The sequence below is a fragment of the Arenibacter sp. S6351L genome (assembly GCF_023016025.1).
In the GTDB taxonomy this organism is placed as follows: Bacteria; Bacteroidota; Bacteroidia; order Flavobacteriales; family Flavobacteriaceae; genus Arenibacter; species Arenibacter algicola_B.
In genome coordinates this window covers 157,486-173,036 of the sequence record NZ_JALKBB010000003.1, presented here as the reverse complement: position 1 = coordinate 173,036, position 15,551 = coordinate 157,486, and the positions used below count along the sequence as shown (strand labels likewise).

At 38.9% G+C, this 15,551-nt stretch carries 14 protein-coding genes; 6 read left to right on the top strand and 8 right to left on the bottom strand.

What is annotated here, in order from left to right; all coding sequences use genetic code 11:
- The first annotated feature begins 307 nt into the window (after positions 1-307).
- Complete coding sequence (locus tag MWU82_RS04125; protein ID WP_247095316.1) at positions 308-2,158, top strand: Xaa-Pro dipeptidyl-peptidase; 1,851 nt, start codon at positions 308-310, stop codon at positions 2,156-2,158.
- Between the two features lie 190 nt (positions 2,159-2,348).
- On the opposite strand, the gene carB is transcribed toward MWU82_RS04125, so the two are convergent.
- A complete protein-coding gene (carB, locus tag MWU82_RS04120; protein WP_215949893.1) occupies positions 2,349-5,201 on the bottom strand; it encodes a carbamoyl-phosphate synthase large subunit in 2,853 nt (950 codons plus the stop codon).
- A 101-nt stretch (positions 5,202-5,302) separates the two neighbouring features.
- Entirely contained in the window at positions 5,303-5,464 is a 162-nt protein-coding gene (rpmH, locus tag MWU82_RS04115; protein WP_026809253.1) for a 50S ribosomal protein L34, read from the bottom strand.
- 207 nt (positions 5,465-5,671) lie between these two features.
- On the opposite strand from rpmH, the gene MWU82_RS04110 reads away from it, so the two are divergent.
- Both MWU82_RS04110 and MWU82_RS04105 read left to right on the top strand, forming a co-directional pair.
- On the top strand, positions 5,672-6,556 hold the full coding sequence (locus tag MWU82_RS04110; RefSeq protein ID WP_215949894.1) for a DUF6263 family protein: 885 nt from the start codon (positions 5,672-5,674) through the stop codon (positions 6,554-6,556).
- Position 6,557: 1 nt separating this feature from the next.
- Entirely contained in the window at positions 6,558-7,073 is a 516-nt protein-coding gene (locus MWU82_RS04105; RefSeq protein ID WP_247095315.1) for a DUF2892 domain-containing protein, read from the top strand.
- Positions 7,074-7,121: 48 nt separating this feature from the next.
- Here the strand turns inward: MWU82_RS04105 and cls are convergent, their stop codons facing one another.
- The 3 genes from cls to MWU82_RS04090 all read right to left on the bottom strand — a co-directional run bounded on the left by cls (position 7,122) and on the right by MWU82_RS04090 (position 10,345).
- On the bottom strand, positions 7,122-8,585 hold the full coding sequence (cls, locus tag MWU82_RS04100) for a cardiolipin synthase (RefSeq protein ID WP_247095314.1): 1,464 nt from the start codon (positions 8,583-8,585) through the stop codon (positions 7,122-7,124).
- Positions 8,585-9,541 (bottom strand): lytic transglycosylase domain-containing protein, encoded by a 957-nt coding sequence (locus MWU82_RS04095; RefSeq protein WP_215949897.1) that lies wholly within the window; start codon positions 9,539-9,541, stop codon positions 8,585-8,587. Before MWU82_RS04095 ends, cls begins: the two co-directional genes overlap by 1 nt.
- 126 nt (positions 9,542-9,667) lie before the next feature.
- A complete protein-coding gene (locus MWU82_RS04090; RefSeq protein WP_247095312.1) occupies positions 9,668-10,345 on the bottom strand; it encodes an alpha/beta hydrolase in 678 nt (225 codons plus the stop codon).
- A 156-nt stretch (positions 10,346-10,501) separates the two neighbouring features.
- Here MWU82_RS04090 and MWU82_RS04085 point away from each other — a divergent pair, with 156 nt between their 5' ends.
- Entirely contained in the window at positions 10,502-10,795 is a 294-nt protein-coding gene (locus MWU82_RS04085) for a GNAT family N-acetyltransferase (RefSeq protein ID WP_072861005.1), read from the top strand.
- 91 nt (positions 10,796-10,886) lie between these two features.
- On the opposite strand, the gene mtaB is transcribed toward MWU82_RS04085, so the two are convergent.
- From mtaB to MWU82_RS04070, 3 genes are all read right to left on the bottom strand, one after another.
- Positions 10,887-12,227 (bottom strand): tRNA (N(6)-L-threonylcarbamoyladenosine(37)-C(2))-methylthiotransferase MtaB, encoded by a 1,341-nt coding sequence (gene mtaB / locus MWU82_RS04080; RefSeq protein ID WP_215949956.1) that lies wholly within the window; start codon positions 12,225-12,227, stop codon positions 10,887-10,889.
- Positions 12,228-12,353: 126 nt separating this feature from the next.
- Positions 12,354-13,529 carry a GlmU family protein gene (locus MWU82_RS04075; RefSeq protein WP_215949898.1) on the bottom strand — a complete coding sequence of 392 codons (1,176 nt, stop codon included), beginning with the start codon at positions 13,527-13,529 and terminating at the stop codon, positions 12,354-12,356.
- A 67-nt stretch (positions 13,530-13,596) separates the two neighbouring features.
- Positions 13,597-13,848, bottom strand: a complete 252-nt coding sequence (locus tag MWU82_RS04070) for a type B 50S ribosomal protein L31 (protein WP_031443897.1) — start codon at positions 13,846-13,848, stop codon at positions 13,597-13,599.
- Positions 13,849-14,015: 167 nt separating this feature from the next.
- Between MWU82_RS04070 and MWU82_RS04065 the strand changes: the two genes are divergently transcribed.
- Both MWU82_RS04065 and MWU82_RS04060 read left to right on the top strand, forming a co-directional pair.
- Positions 14,016-14,540 (top strand): DUF4199 domain-containing protein, encoded by a 525-nt coding sequence (locus tag MWU82_RS04065; RefSeq protein WP_247095311.1) that lies wholly within the window; start codon positions 14,016-14,018, stop codon positions 14,538-14,540.
- A gap of 35 nt (positions 14,541-14,575) precedes the next feature.
- Positions 14,576-15,532, top strand: coding sequence for a glycosyltransferase family 2 protein (locus MWU82_RS04060; RefSeq protein WP_247095310.1), 957 nt, complete (start codon positions 14,576-14,578; stop codon positions 15,530-15,532).
- Positions 15,533-15,551: the final 19 nt, after the last annotated feature.

The following is a 15,551-nucleotide window of genomic DNA, read 5'->3' as shown; positions in this document are numbered from 1 at the left end:
TATAGATTGGCTAACTTATTGGAAACCTTGTACCACAATTTTTGGGTATATTCGTGCCATATAATTGCTATACAGTGCGAGTCTACATGTGGGTTGAAAATTCCTTTCCAAGCAAAATATCGATTACTTTTGGGGCAAATGTAACCAGTCCATTAATCGGTGTGAGGATTGAAGCCTCCAGTAAATTGCCTAACCAAAAATATTTGTCGCAACCTATTTTATTTCGAACCATAATTGGTCTTGAATCAACAACCTACTCTCCCATATAATATAAACCTAAATTCTATATATTAATTTAAAGTCGATTATGATTAAAAACAAAATTGCATTTGTATTCACATTTTTATTGGGAGTACTAACCATAGTTAGCGCCCAGAAAAGTGAAACTTTATTGGAGAAGAAATCTGTTCCAATTTTTGAGAACGGAGAAGCTCAGGTCGTACCTGGTTTTAGTGATGAATCTAAATGGATAACACATGACCTATGGGTTGAAACAGGATTTGATACTGATGGGGATGGTAAGAAAGATAGAATGCATGTCTCGGTCACTAGACCTGGCCAAACTGAAACGGAAGGACTTAAATTACCGGTCATTTACATTAGTAGTCCTTATTTTGCCGGTGTGGCTTCCAATTTGAATGAGATTTTTTGGGATGTACGGCATGAATTGGGTGATACTCCTAAAGAGCGTTTGCACCCCGAGGTAGTCAGGACCGGGAAAAGACCTTATATTTCCAAGTCACATATTCAAACCTGGGTTCCCCGTGGTTATATCGTGGTTCACTCCTCCTCCCCTGGTACAGGGTTGTCCCAAGGTTCCCCAACAGTGGGTGGGGACAATGAGTCCTTGGCCCCAAAAGCCGTTATAGATTGGTTATGTGGTAGGGCTAAAGGTTATACGGAACCTTATGGTAAAGAAAAGGTAAAAGCCTATTGGTCTACGGGAAAAGTTGGTATGACCGGTACTTCCTATAATGGCACCATACCCTTGGCCGCCGCTACAACCGGAGTTAAGGGATTGGAGGCAATTATTCCCATCGCTCCAAATACTTCTTATTATCACTACTATAGATCCAATGGCCTTGTGCGTTCTCCAGGGGGGTATTTAGGAGAGGACATAGATGTGCTTTACGACTTTATACACAGCGGGGACGAGTCCAAACGTGCGCATAACAATAAGGTTGTTAGGGATACCGAAATGAAAAACGGTATGGATAGGATCACTGGAGATTACAACGAATTTTGGGCTGGCCGTGATTACTTGAATGATATGGAACCCATGAAGGCCGCTTTATTGATGGCGCACGGATTTAACGATTGGAATGTAATGCCGGAGCATAGCTATAGAATTTATAAGGCAGCAAAGGATAAAGGTTTGCCCACCCAAATTTATTATCACCAGAACGGACATGGAGGTGAGCCTCCGCTAACCCTTATGAACAGGTGGTTTACCCGCTATTTGCATGGTATTGAAAATGGTGTGGAAGAAGATGCCAAAGCTTGGATTGTTCGTGAGAATGATGATAAGCTAAATCCAACACCTTATAAAGATTATCCAAATCCGGAAGCGGCACCTGTAACTTTATATCTTGAAGGAGGTGCTCCGGAGAAAGGTGTCTTAAGTACTAAAAAGAAACCGGATCAAGGTGTGGAAACCCTAGTGGACAATTTTTCTTTTTCTGGAGAAACCTTGGCCAAGGCAGAGAATACCAATCATCGCCTGCTTTTTATTACGCCAATACTGAAGAAGGATATTCACCTATCTGGAACTCCAAAAATTAGTATTTCTGTGGCGAGCAACAAAGTTGCCGCTAATTTATCGGTTTGGTTGGTTTCCTTGCCTTGGAATGAAGGAAAGAATGTGAAAATAACGGATAACATTATAACCCGTGGTTGGGCAGACCCACAAAACCACAGTTCCCTTACCCATAGTGAACCTTTGGTGCCTGGACAGTTCTACAATCTAACTTTTGATTTGATACCGGATGATCAGATTATACCCAAAGGCCAACAAATTGCACTTATGATCTTCTCAAGTGACAGGGAATTTACGCTTTTGCCAAATCCTGGTACAGAATTATCGGTGGATTTGGATGAAACAACTTTTACCTTGCCTATTGTAGGTGGAGAGGAAGCTTTCGAAAGTGCGACCGAATAATTGATTCATAAGGAATATTCTCTGGACTAGTTTGGTCTTCCCAAATAGATTTTTGAGTTGTATAACTTAATGGTTTAACTCGGACCTTTATCTACCATAACAAAAAAAACTCCTTTTTCTAAATTAATAGAAAAAGGAGTTTTTTATTTTCATGGAAGTGAATCCCTTCCAGTATCCATATATCTTGAAACTATTTGCTCAAGTACATCTTACGCCTAGAATACAGGTTGTAGAATTCGTCGTCCTTAAGACTGTCTATAAACAAAATGCTCTCCCCGGTACTCTTCATTTCGGGTCCTAAATTCTTATTTACGTTAGGGAATTTATTAAAGGAAAATACCGGTTGCTTAATAGCATAGCCATCCAATTGCGGATTAAAATTAAAGTCCTTTACTTTTTTCTCCCCCAACATCACCTTGGTTGCATAATTTACATAAGGCTCTTTATAGGCCTTTGCAATAAATGGTACCGTTCTGGATGCCCTAGGGTTGGCCTCTATGATGTATACAATATCATCCTTGATGGCAAACTGAATATTTATTAGTCCAACCGTATTTAGCGCTAAGGCAATCTTCTTGGTATGGTCCTTTATTTGTTGCATCACAAATTCGCCCAAATTAAATGGTGGCAAAGTGGCGTTGGAATCCCCTGAGTGAATTCCACATGGCTCAATATGCTCCATAATTCCAATGATGTAAACATCTTCCCCATCACAAATGGCATCGGCCTCGGCCTCTATGGCGCCATCCAAATAATGATCCAACAACAATTTGTTATTTGGTATTTTCCTTAGAAGATCTACAACATGTTCCTCCAATTCTTCCTTGTTGATCACAATCTTCATTCCCTGTCCCCCCAAAACATATGAAGGTCTAACCAACAATGGGAAGTCCAACTCGTCTGAAAGGGCCAAAGCTTCATCGGCAGTTTCTGCCACGCCAAACTGAGGGAATGGAATATTGTTTTCGGCCAATAAGTTGGAGAAACTTCCTCTGTCTTCTGCCAAATCCAAGGCTTTGAAACTTGTACCTATTATTTTAATGCCGTATTTGTCCAGCTTTTCCGCCAACTTAAGGGCTGTTTGGCCCCCTAGTTGAACAATGACACCCTCTGGTTTTTCATGTCTAATGATATCATAGATGTGTTCCCAGAATACTGGCTCAAAATATAGTTTGTCCGAAATATCGAAATCCGTGGAAACCGTTTCGGGATTACAGTTGATCATGATGGTCTCATAGCCACATTCCGAAGCGGCCAATACACCGTGTACACAGCAGTAATCAAATTCTATACCTTGTCCTATTCGGTTGGGCCCTGAGCCCAAGACCACAATTTTTTTCTTGTCGGTTACAATACTGTCGTTCTCAACATATTTCTTACCGTCCGGGGTTTCTATTTCCGCCTCAAAAGTAGAGTAATAATAAGGGGTCATAGCCTTGAACTCCGCAGCACAGGTATCGACCAGTTTGTAAACCCTGTTAATGTTAAGGGCAACACGTTTATTATAAACTTCACTCTCGTAACAATCCAGCATATGGGCAATCTGCCTGTCGGCAAACCCTTTTTGCTTGGCTTCCAAAAGCAGGTCCTTGGAAAGTGTTTCAATGCTGAAATTGGTAATTTCCTTTTCCAGTTGATAAAGTTCTTCGTACTGCTTTAAAAACCACATGTCTATTTTAGTGATCTCATGGATCCTGCTCAGCGGAATCCCTAACTGAATAGCATCATAAATTACAAAGACACGGTCCCAACTTGGGATGGTGAGTTTGCTAATAATCTCATCATAATTGGTATATCCTTTACCATCTGCTCCAAGTCCGTTCCTCTTAATTTCCAAAGACTGGGTGGCTTTGTGCAGGGCTTCCTGGAAAGATCGGCCAATGCCCATTACCTCTCCTACCGATTTCATCTGGAGACCCAAAGTTCTATCCGAACCTTCAAATTTATCAAAATTCCAACGTGGTATTTTTACGATTACATAATCCAGAGTAGGTTCAAATAAGGCAGAGGTAGATTTTGTAATCTGATTGCTCAGCTCATTTAAGTTATACCCTATAGCCAATTTAGCGGCTATCTTGGCAATGGGATATCCAGTAGCTTTTGATGCCAATGCTGACGATCTGGAAACCCTAGGATTGATTTCAATAGCGATAATGTCTTCCTTTTCATCTGGACTAACTGCAAACTGAACGTTACATCCCCCTGCAAAATCCCCTATACTGCGCATCATTTTAATGGCCATATCCCTCATCCTCTGGAAGGTAGTGTCAGACAGCGTCATAGCTGGTGCTACCGTAATGGAATCTCCTGTATGGATTCCCATAGGGTCCATATTTTCAATGGTACAAATAATAACTACGTTATCATTTTTATCCCTTAACAACTCCAGTTCGTATTCCTTCCACCCCATTAGGGCTTTATCTATCATGACCTCGTGTATTGGGGAAACTTCCAAACCAAGACTAAGAAGTTCGTCAAAATCCTCTGGTTTGTAAACTATGGAAGCTCCGGCACCACCAAGGGTATAGGAAGCCCTGATAACCAATGGAAATCCAAATTCTTGAGCAATTTCCTTACCTTTTAGAAAGGATGTAGCAGTGGCCTGAGGTGCCATTCCAATGCCAATTTTAAGCATTAGCTCACGGAATTTCTCCCTGTCTTCCGTAATATTGATGGCGTCAATATCTACACCTATGATCTTTACTCCGTAATCTTCCCAAATTCCTTTAGTATCCGCTTCAATACAAAGATTCAATGCTGTTTGCCCCCCCATAGTAGGTAAGACTGCATCTATATTGGGATGTTTTTCCAAAATCTCCCTAATAGATTTTGTAGTCAATGGCTTTAAGTATACATGATCGGCCATGGTTGGGTCCGTCATGATCGTTGCTGGGTTACTGTTGATGAGGATTGTTTCTATGCCATCTTCTCTTAAAGATCTCAACGCCTGTGTACCTGAATAATCAAATTCACACGCTTGACCAATAACGATGGGTCCAGAACCAATAATTAAAATAGAGTTTAAATCTTTTCTTTTGGGCATTTTACTAGTTATTTATATATATGAAAAAGGGAATTGGACAAAAAAAAGGTGCTACTTCGGAAAAAGTAACACCTTGTTATTTTAAAAAAACAATTCTATCATTATTTTTTGTGCTTCAGCTCCGAGGATACAGATAATTTCTTTCTTCCTTTAGCTCTTCTTCTAGCAAGAACTTTTCTACCATTGGCAGTAGCCATACGTTCCCTAAAACCATGTTTGTTTTTTCTCTTTCTTTTTGATGGTTGAAATGTTCTTTTGCTCATCGTAGCGTATTTTTTATAGTATGCTTAAATTTCTTTTTTGACAATCTTTAATTTTGCTTCATCGACAGCAAAATCCGGCTGCAAATATACAAAGAGTTTTTGCATTGGCAAATCTAATTAAAAAAATATTTTTTTTAGGATTGCCCACTATAAGGCCCACAGGATTTTACTACTTTTGCAACGGCTTAACCAGTATGACAATTTAACATGAAGCGCTTTATTTTTTTAACGGTTTGCATCCTATGCAATATGGGTGTTTATGCACAAACCACATTGCAATATCACTTAAAAAAGGGAGATGTTTTTAAGATCAAGCAGGATGCCGAGCAGATTATAACCCAGGAATTGGATGGTGCAACCCATGAAATAACGAACCACATAGATGGTATATTGGAATTTAAAGTGCTGGGGGAGCTGAATAATGGCTATGAGGTAGCATTGACATTTAAGGATTTAAATTTAAAAATGACCTCTAGTATCCAAGGGGAATTAATGAATGTCAAGGCCAAAGAGGTTAATGATGAGGATATGCAATCCAAAGTATTCAATACCATATTGAACAACCCAGTGAAAATGGTTTTAGCAAAGACCGGAAATATATTGAAGGTTCAAGGTGGTGATAGTCTGGTTTCCAAAATGGCAAGGGCTTCTGGTCTTGAGGACGAATTCTCGATCAATATGATGAAAAAATCTTTGGAAAATGAGTTTGGATCTGAGGCTTTGTCCAATAGTTACAAGCAAATGACCTTTATTTACCCCGACAAGAAAGTCAATATAAACGATAAATGGGAGAATGTCTACAATGGCAAATTAAAGACAACCAATGTGTGGACCCTTAAGAGTATCGTTGACAACAAGGTCAAGATTAGCGGCAAAGCTGCGGTGTTGATGGACGTAACGGATGCCAATACCATTATGAAACTTAGCGGTACACAAACCACAACCTTAACAGCAGATTCTAATACCGGTTTTATTATGCATATGCTGGTAGAGGGTACATCTACTGGGATATCCACAATGACACAAATGGGCGGACAAGAAATACCGACCACTATTAAATCTAAAATAACGTACCAATTAATTAATAAGTAATATGTTCAATAAAAATTTAAAACTAGTTATAGCTGCGCTAATAATAGCTTATGCAGTATACCAATTTGTAGAAGGTAATATTGGTAATGGGATTTCTTTGCTTCTCCTTTCTTCTATTTTTATATTTCTATATTATAGGAATGAAATAATTTTATTGGCATTCCTAAGAATGCGGAAGCAGGATTTGGCCGGCACAAAAAAATGGCTCGATAAAATTAAAAATCCTGATGCCGCCCTTACCAAAAAGCAAAATGGTTATTATAATTACCTAAATGGTATTATTTTCTCACAGACCAACCTTACCCAGGCCGAAAAATACTTTAAAAAAGCATTAAAATTTGGACTTAACATGGATTATGATGTGGCAATGGCAAAATTGAGCCTTGCTGGTATTGCCATGCAAAAACGTAGAAAAAGAGAGGCTACTACCCTATTGAATGAAGCTAAGAAACTGGACAAACAAAATATGCTTGCCGAACAGATCAAGATGATGCAGCAGCAATTGAAAAAAATCTAGTTTCAGTGGGGTTAAACGGTTTTGGTGTCCTACCCATACTAATGATATCTAAAGCAAGGGGGCAAAAAGTCGGCTAAAGGATTCCTTTAGTCGTCTAATTATATTTCTGTTCTGCCAACGTTCCAAGGTAACTTCGTCACAGTCCTCAAGGTCTAAATGGAATTGCTTTCGCATTTGTTGATTGATGTCCTTGTTATATAACAAGGCGTTTATTTCAAAATTCATGGAGAAACTTCGGTAATCCATATTGGCTGTACCAATACTGGAGAACATATCATCTATAACTAAGGTCTTGGCATGTATGAACCCTTTTTTATAGCGATGTATGGAGATGCCGGAAAATAAACATTCCTCAATATAGGAATCAGTGGCGTATTGAGCCACCACTGAATCCGATTCGTACGGCACTATAATTTTTACTTCTACCCCACTTCTTGCTGCTGTGGTCAGAGCCGTTAGTATTGCTGAATTGGGCATAAAATAAGGCGTTGTGATCAATATACTTTCATGTGCCGAATTAATGGCGCAAAACATGGCTTCCATTATATTGGCCCAATCACTGTCAGGACCGCTTGCCGCAACTTGTACTGCTACAGGTTTTTGTGGAGCGGACTTTTGTTTCGGGAGTAGAATTTTCTCGATTTCCATCGCATCCTTGGCAGCAAAATTCCAACTTAAAACAAAAGAGGATTGAAGGGCACCTACGGCTCCTCCCCTAATGCGTAAATGAGTATCTCTCCAGTATCTTTCGTTATTAAAGGTGTTGTCGTATTTCTGATCTAAATTAATGCCACCAACGTATCCGATATTACCGTCAATGACCACTATCTTTCTATGGTCCCTATAATTCAGTTTGCTGGTAGAGTTGGAGAACAACACAGGCATAAACGCAAAATGCTTCACGCCGCTGTCTGAAAGTTTCTTTTTGTAGGCATTGGAAATATTGCTTCCTACGTCATCATAAATAAGTCTAACACTTATTCCTTCCTGGGCCTTTTTACATAGAAGTTCAATAATCTCACTTCCCAATCCTTTGTCGAACAACACAAAGTACTCCAGGTGTATGTGGTGTTTGGCATTTTCTAGATCCTCCCTCAGATATTTAAACTTTTCCTCTCCATTTATCAGGATATCAACCTCGTTATCAAAGGTGAGCACGGCCCTTTCGTTATTCCGCATTAATCGGTATATCTTAAAAATACCTTCTCCAAGAAATTCCTTTAAATCCTCTCTTTCCGAATTATTGAGGCTGAAGCTGCTGCGCCATTTTTTTAGTCGGTCATTATCCTCGACATATTTTTTTTCGAAAATCTTGTCCTTTCTATAATCTTGACCAAAAAAATAATAGACCAGCAGCCCAATAAAGGGTAATGTTGCCAAAACAAATATATAAGACAAGGTCTTAACCGGATTCCTATTTTTAAGAACGATTAAGACCGAAAAAATGATAACCAACAAATAATTAATCCCTAAAAGAAATGGCCAAATGTTATCCTTTAGGAAAGAGACCATTATTTGGAAATCTTGTAGTATCCTTTATTTGGGATTTCTATAGTATATTTCTTCCTGGAAGAATTATTTAAATGTGGCTCCCTCAACCAAGGGTTATGTCGCTTTAAAATTTTGTAGTTGATCTCGTAAAGGTTTGCAAAATCGGCAAAATTGCTCACAGGTTCATTAATTTCAACATTAAAAGTTGGAACTGCCGTATACATATCCTCTTTTTCAAGATGAAAACCGTATTTCTCTGGATTGGATAGTATTTCCTTAATGGCCAATATTCTAAACACGTAGCGACCTGTTTCTTCGCCCAACAGAAGATCATAGTAGCCGTCCGCTTTCTGTATACCCATATATTTTTGGATTCCTCCTGCCCCGGCGTTGTATGCTGCCGCAGCCAAGGTCCAGCTGCCAAATTTCTCCTTCGACCTTTTCAGGTATTTACAGGCTACTTCAGTCGATTTTTCAACGTGGTACCTTTCGTCTACATTGCTGTTAATTTCCAGGCCGTATTCTCTTCCTGTGGCACTCATTATCTGCCAAAAGCCTGTGGCCCCTGCAGGAGAAACCACGTTTTGAAGCCCGCTTTCTGCCAATGCCAAGTATTTAAAGTCGTCCGGAATTCCATTTTTTGCTAAGATAGGCTCAATTATAGGGAAGAATTTATTGGCTCTTTTCATAAGCAAAAGGGCATTTGACTGCCAATAGGTATTCACCAAAAACTCGCGATCAACACGTTCCATAATCTCTGGATCATCAAAAGGCACCGCTTCACCTGCGAAATTCAAATCTTCAGGAATCTCAATGGCTGTTATACGATAGCCCACTTCCTCCCCATCATTTGTTTTAGGCTCCGACTTCTCGACCAGCATGGCAGTTTCCTTGTACTGATTTTGCACCGCAAAAATTAAGGTGCTTCCTACGAAAAAAACTCCCAAAATCATTAAAATATTCTTTATAACCTTCATCTGTTCAATTGTTTTAAATTTCTAAATTTTCTTAAGTGCCTTACTACATTGGATTGGCAGATTTCCTACCTGGGTAGCTCATGCCATGTGCCTATTTCTACTTCAAAGATATTAAATAGAACTGCCTTATTGCAAAATAATTGTAGGTAAGTGTTCATTAAACCATTTTGACCGGTGAATAATCATCGTATGGGTCCCATTTTTGACTGTAATGCAATTTTTTATATGTCCTATGGGAAAGACAGGGTCATTTTCACCATGAATATGAATTATTTCTTCCATGTAATGGGTTTGTTTCCAATTTACTATAGCATCTATGGACCAATCCAGATAATATTTGTCACGGATGGACAAATACTGCTCATAAAGTGCTAGACGTTTGGGGACAGTTTCGCCAAAGGCATATTTTGCCAATAATTCCATATTGTTTACTAACCCGGTAGGCAATAGCTTATGTACTTTGGTATACTTGGCAAAAATCATTCTTTTGGGCAATTCCGAATTACTTTTGACGCTCGAAATAATAATGACCTTTCCTACTTTAATGTGTTTTGCCATCTCCTGGACCAGAATACCACCGAAGGAAACCCCGATCAGGACTGCATCCTCATGTTTAATGAGACTGGACATTTTTAAGGCATAGTCCTCCAGGCTAATATTCTTATCGGGAACTGACCAATCCAGGAAATGTTTTTCGAAAGTTTCCGATGGTAAGTTTATGTTGTCAAAAATGGAGGGGTTGGCTGCCATGCCGGGCATGAAATAAACATGTTTTTTATTTTGGACCGTTTGGTTTTCTAGCATACTATTTTAATAGGATAATAACTATTTTTTCACTAACTTTGTTTTCTTGGCTTTTTCGTCCCTGCTTATGTGTTTATTTAGTTTATGAGCCTAGATTGTAATTTGAGAACGTTATGATCATAATTCAAAATTAGTCATTATTTAAAATCAAACTATATGAATGAAGTAGAAATTAAGGACAATGGTTTCTTGAGACAATTTGAAGCCAGGGTTGACGGCCACTTGGCTAAAATTGAGTATTCTTCCCAAGAGCGTAAAGTTTTTTTAACAAAACTTGTAATTCCTGAGGAAATAACAAAGGAAGGTTTTAAAGAAGAGTTCATTAAAAGTGTCTTGAGCCATATCCAAGAACAAAATTTAAGAGTGGTGCCTACTAGCCCTCAAATTGCTGGTTTCTTGAGAAAGAATCGACAATACAAAGAAATGCTTCCCGTAGGAATTAGAATATAACGATAAAAAAACCTCTCATAATCGAGAGGTTTTTTTTTTGTTTTAGTGTTTGATTCCTACTAAAAATAGTTGACCATATCAATGGAGGTAATTAATTGTAGGACTGGGCAGATACCATACTGCCAACTTCTACACCTCTTACCATACCATCATCATCAATTTCCGTAAGTTTTATTTCGTGCAAGGTATTCACCAAGCTTGGATTCCATGGTGTTTTTATTTTTACGTAATTCTCGGTAAATCCGTGGATATAGCCCTCCTTGTTTTCGGCTTCGTATAATACCGTTCTTGTAGCGCCCAACTGTCCTTCATAAAAAGCCCTTCTTTTTTTAACAGAGAGCCCCCTCAGCATTTTACTTCTCTTATTCCTTACTTTTTTGGGAACTACTCCGGTTAATTCCGTTGCCTTGGTGTTGTCCCTTTCAGAATATGTAAATACATGCAGATAGGAAATATCCAGTTCATTAAGGAAATTATAGGTTTCCAAAAAATGTTCTTCGGTTTCCCCAGGAAATCCAACAATGACATCGACTCCAATACAGGCGTCTGGCATAACTTCCCTAATTTTTTTAACCCGATCCACATACAAGTTGGTGAGGTATCTTCTGCTCATCAATTTTAAAATGGCATCACTACCGCTCTGAAGCGGAATATGGAAATGGGGAACAAAGGAATTGCTTTGCGCCACAAAATCTATAGTTTCATTTTTTAATAAATTGGGTTCAATGGAAGAAATTCGTAAGCGATGTATGCCTTCTACCTTATCCAACGCTTTTACCAAATCTAAAAAAGTATGCTCATGTTTTTTATTGCCAAACTCTCCTTTTCCATAATCGCCAATATTGACGCCGGTAAGTACAATTTCCTTGATGCCCTTTGATGAGATTTCGGCGGCATTGTTTAATACATTCTGAAGGGTATCACTTCTTGAAATCCCCCTGGCCAAAGGAATGGTGCAATAGGTGCATTTATAATCGCAGCCATCCTGTACCTTTAAAAATGCCCTGGTTCGATCGCCAATGGCATAACTGCCCACATAAAAGTCGGCCTCTTCTATTTCACAGGAATGTACCTGGCCAAAATCGTTTTTGGAAAGATCATTGACATAATCTGCTATCTTAAATTTTTCGGTGGCTCCCAAAACCAGATCAACACCGTCTACTGCTGCCAATTCTTCCGGTTTAAGCTGTGCATAGCAGCCTATGGCTGCAACAAATGCATTTGGATTGCTTTTTTGTGCTTGCTTGACGATCGACTTAAATCGCTTATCCGCATTTTCCGTAACGGAACAGGTATTGATGACATACATATCCGCATTTTCGGAAAAATCAACACGCTCAAAGCCCTCCTCTACCAAATCCCTAGCTATGGTTGAAGTTTCTGAGAAATTGAGCTTGCAGCCCAAAGTATAGAAAGCGACCTTTTTCTTCATCATTGTTCTTCTTTGACCGAATTCATTTCGGTTTCTTATACATTGATCCAAATCGTTTGCAAATATACCAATAATTGGGAACCCATATGGTATTGCCAAGGGTTTGGTTAATTTATTACGTTGAAGTTAATCTTTACGCCACCTCCTGGTTTCTTCGAAAACGTGGTCCAATATCTTGGCGTCCATTTCATTGAATTCCACTCCCCTACGCGCCATCATTACCTTTGCGGCTTCATAAGCCTTTTGTGGTTGGTATGTAGTGAAACCGGAGGCACCTCCCCAACTAAAACTGGGAACAAAATTTCTAGGGAATCCGGGCACATAAATATTGCAGTTTACACCTATTACCGTTCCGGTATTGAACATGGTATTTATGGCCGTTTTGCTATGGTCGCCCATCATGAGGCCACAGAACTGAAGTCCGGTCTGTTCAAATTTCTCCGTATCGTAATTCCATAGGCGAACCTTAGCGTAATTATTCTTTAAATTGGAATTATTGGAATCGGCACCTATGTTGCACCATTCCCCCAGTACCGAATTGCCAAGATAGCCTTCATGGCCCTTACTGGAATATCCTATAAGCACGGAATTGGAAATTTCGCCACATACTTTGCTATAGGGGCCCACGGTAGTAGGGCCATAGATTCTGGCACCCATTTTCACCACCGCCTTTTCGCATAGGGCAAAACCACCTCGAATAAGGTTGCCTTCCCATACTTCGGAATTCTTGCCTAAGTAAATAGGTCCTTCGGAGGCATTTAATATACTGTATTCAACACTGGCACCTTCCTCCAAAAATATATTCTCCGGGTTCACCAAACTATTGGTCTTGGAGATGGGAGCACTTTTTCTGCCCTTGGTCAACAGGTCAAAATCTGCCTGCATCGCCTCTCCATTTTTTGAAAAGATATCCCAGGTATTTTCAATCCGTAGTACGGGACCTTCAAATTCAATATGGGTGTAGGTTGAAAAATCAACTTCTTCCTGAGTCTCCTTGGTATAAAAGGCTATAACCTCCTCACCTAAGAACACAGCTTCCTTTTCATTTAAATTGGTTACCAGGTCCACCAATTCGGTATTGGGCAAAAAGGAAGCATTTATAAGTACGTTCTCGTCCATTTCCACCATAGGAAATCTTTCCGAAAGATAATCCTCGGTTATAGTGGTGATAGTATTACCTAGGTGTTTTTCCCACTTTTCCCTGATGGTGAGAATTCCTATCCTAATATCTGCAACCGGTCTGGTAAAGGTGAACGGCAACAAGGCCCTTCTTACCGTACCGTCAAAAAGAATATAGTTCATACAACTAAATTATAACAAAAAAAGTCACGCAACTGCGTGACTTAATAACTCTTTTGTAAAGAAAATATTATTTTTTGAACTTCTCGTACTTGCTTTTAAATTTATCGATACGTCCTGCAGTATCCAAAAATTTGGCCTTACCAGTGTAGAATGGATGTGAAGTTCTTGAAATTTCCAATTTAACCAATGGATATTCAACTCCATCAACATCTAAAGTTTCTTTGGTATCGGCTGTGGATTTAGTGATAAAAACCTCTTCATTGGACATGTCCTTAAAGGCTACCAATCTATAATTCCCTGGATGTATATCTTTTTTCATTGTAAAAACGTTTGTTCCTGCTTAATTTCGAGGTGCAAATTTAAATATTTTTCTGAAAAGAACAACTTAAAACCTCAAAAAAGAAAAATAAAAATTAGCTACCTTTAAATGTAACAAATTTAGCTCTGTTACCACTAACCATAAAAACTATAAAATATTTAATCAACATGGAAGAAACCAAACTAAAAACTGGAAAGTATGCTTTAACCTATGGACTTATCCTAGGCGCCATAAGTGTAGCGTTTTTATTGATGTTATATTCGTTGGATATGCATTATCAGGGTGGCCCTATGGTAATGGGTGTTAGCCTTCTAATAACCATCGCGGTTATCGCTATTGGCATGGTGCAATTTAAAAAGGACAATGGAGGTTTTATGTCCTTTGGGCAAGGATTAAAAGTTGGTGTGGGAATTGGTTTGATAGCTGGTATCATTGGGATTATATTCAATCAGATCCTCGCAGGGGTAATTGACCCTGAAATGATGAACAAGGCCATGGAATACCAAAAGGGCTTGCTTATGGAAAATCCTAAAATGACTCCAGCGCAAATTGATGCCCAAATGGAAATGGCCAAAAAATTCTCAACAACATCAATGCAAATCGTTTTTGGATTGGTTTATATAGTAGTGTCAAGTTTTATATTATCACTTATTCCTGCTTTAATTTTAAAAAAGAAAGAAACTATTCAGTAATTTGTACTTTTGAAAAGATTTTCCATAAGTACCGAATGAATATATCTATAATAATTCCCTTACTTAACGAAGAAGAATCGTTGACAGAACTGCATGATTGGATTGTACGCGTAATGCAATCCAATCATTTTTTATATGAAATACTTTTTATTGATGATGGAAGTACCGATGGTTCTTGGGACATTATCACCAAATTGGGCAAGTCCAATCCCAATGTTAAGGGTATACGCTTCTTAAAGAATTTTGGAAAATCACAGGCCCTTCATGCCGGATTTAAAGCAGCTCAAGGCGATGTAGTGATCACTATGGATGCGGATCTACAGGATAACCCTGAGGAAATCCCAGAATTATACCACATGATCAAACAAGAGGGCTTTGATCTTATTTCAGGATGGAAGAAAAAAAGATACGACTCCATACTCAGTAAAAACCTTCCCTCCAAGTTATTTAATTGGGCCGCACGCAAAACTTCCGGGGTAAGGCTGCACGATTTTAATTGTGGACTAAAAGCCTATAAGAAAGAGGTTGTAAAAACCATTGAGGTCTCTGGGGAAATGCACCGCTATATTCCCGTTTTGGCCAAAAGTGCTGGATTTCATAAAATAGATGAAAAGGTAGTACAGCACCAGGCCAGGAAATATGGCAAGACCAAATTTGGTATGGACCGCTTTATAAATGGCTTTTTGGATCTGATTACCATCTGGTTCGTTTCCAAGTTTGGAAAACGGCCTATGCACCTTTTTGGTGCTTTGGGAGTCCTAATGTTTACCATTGGTTTTGGATTTGCCCTTTATTTAGGTATAGATAAAGTATTTATTAACCCTTTTGGGCGACTCATTACGGAGCGACCACAATTTTATATTGCACTGATAGCCATGGTTATAGGAACACAACTTTTCCTTGCAGGCTTTTTAGGCGAAATAATGGTAAGATCTCGCAAGAATGAAACCCGTTACAATATCACCGAAGAAATAAATCTGACCGAAAAATAAATGAATATTCTTTGTATTT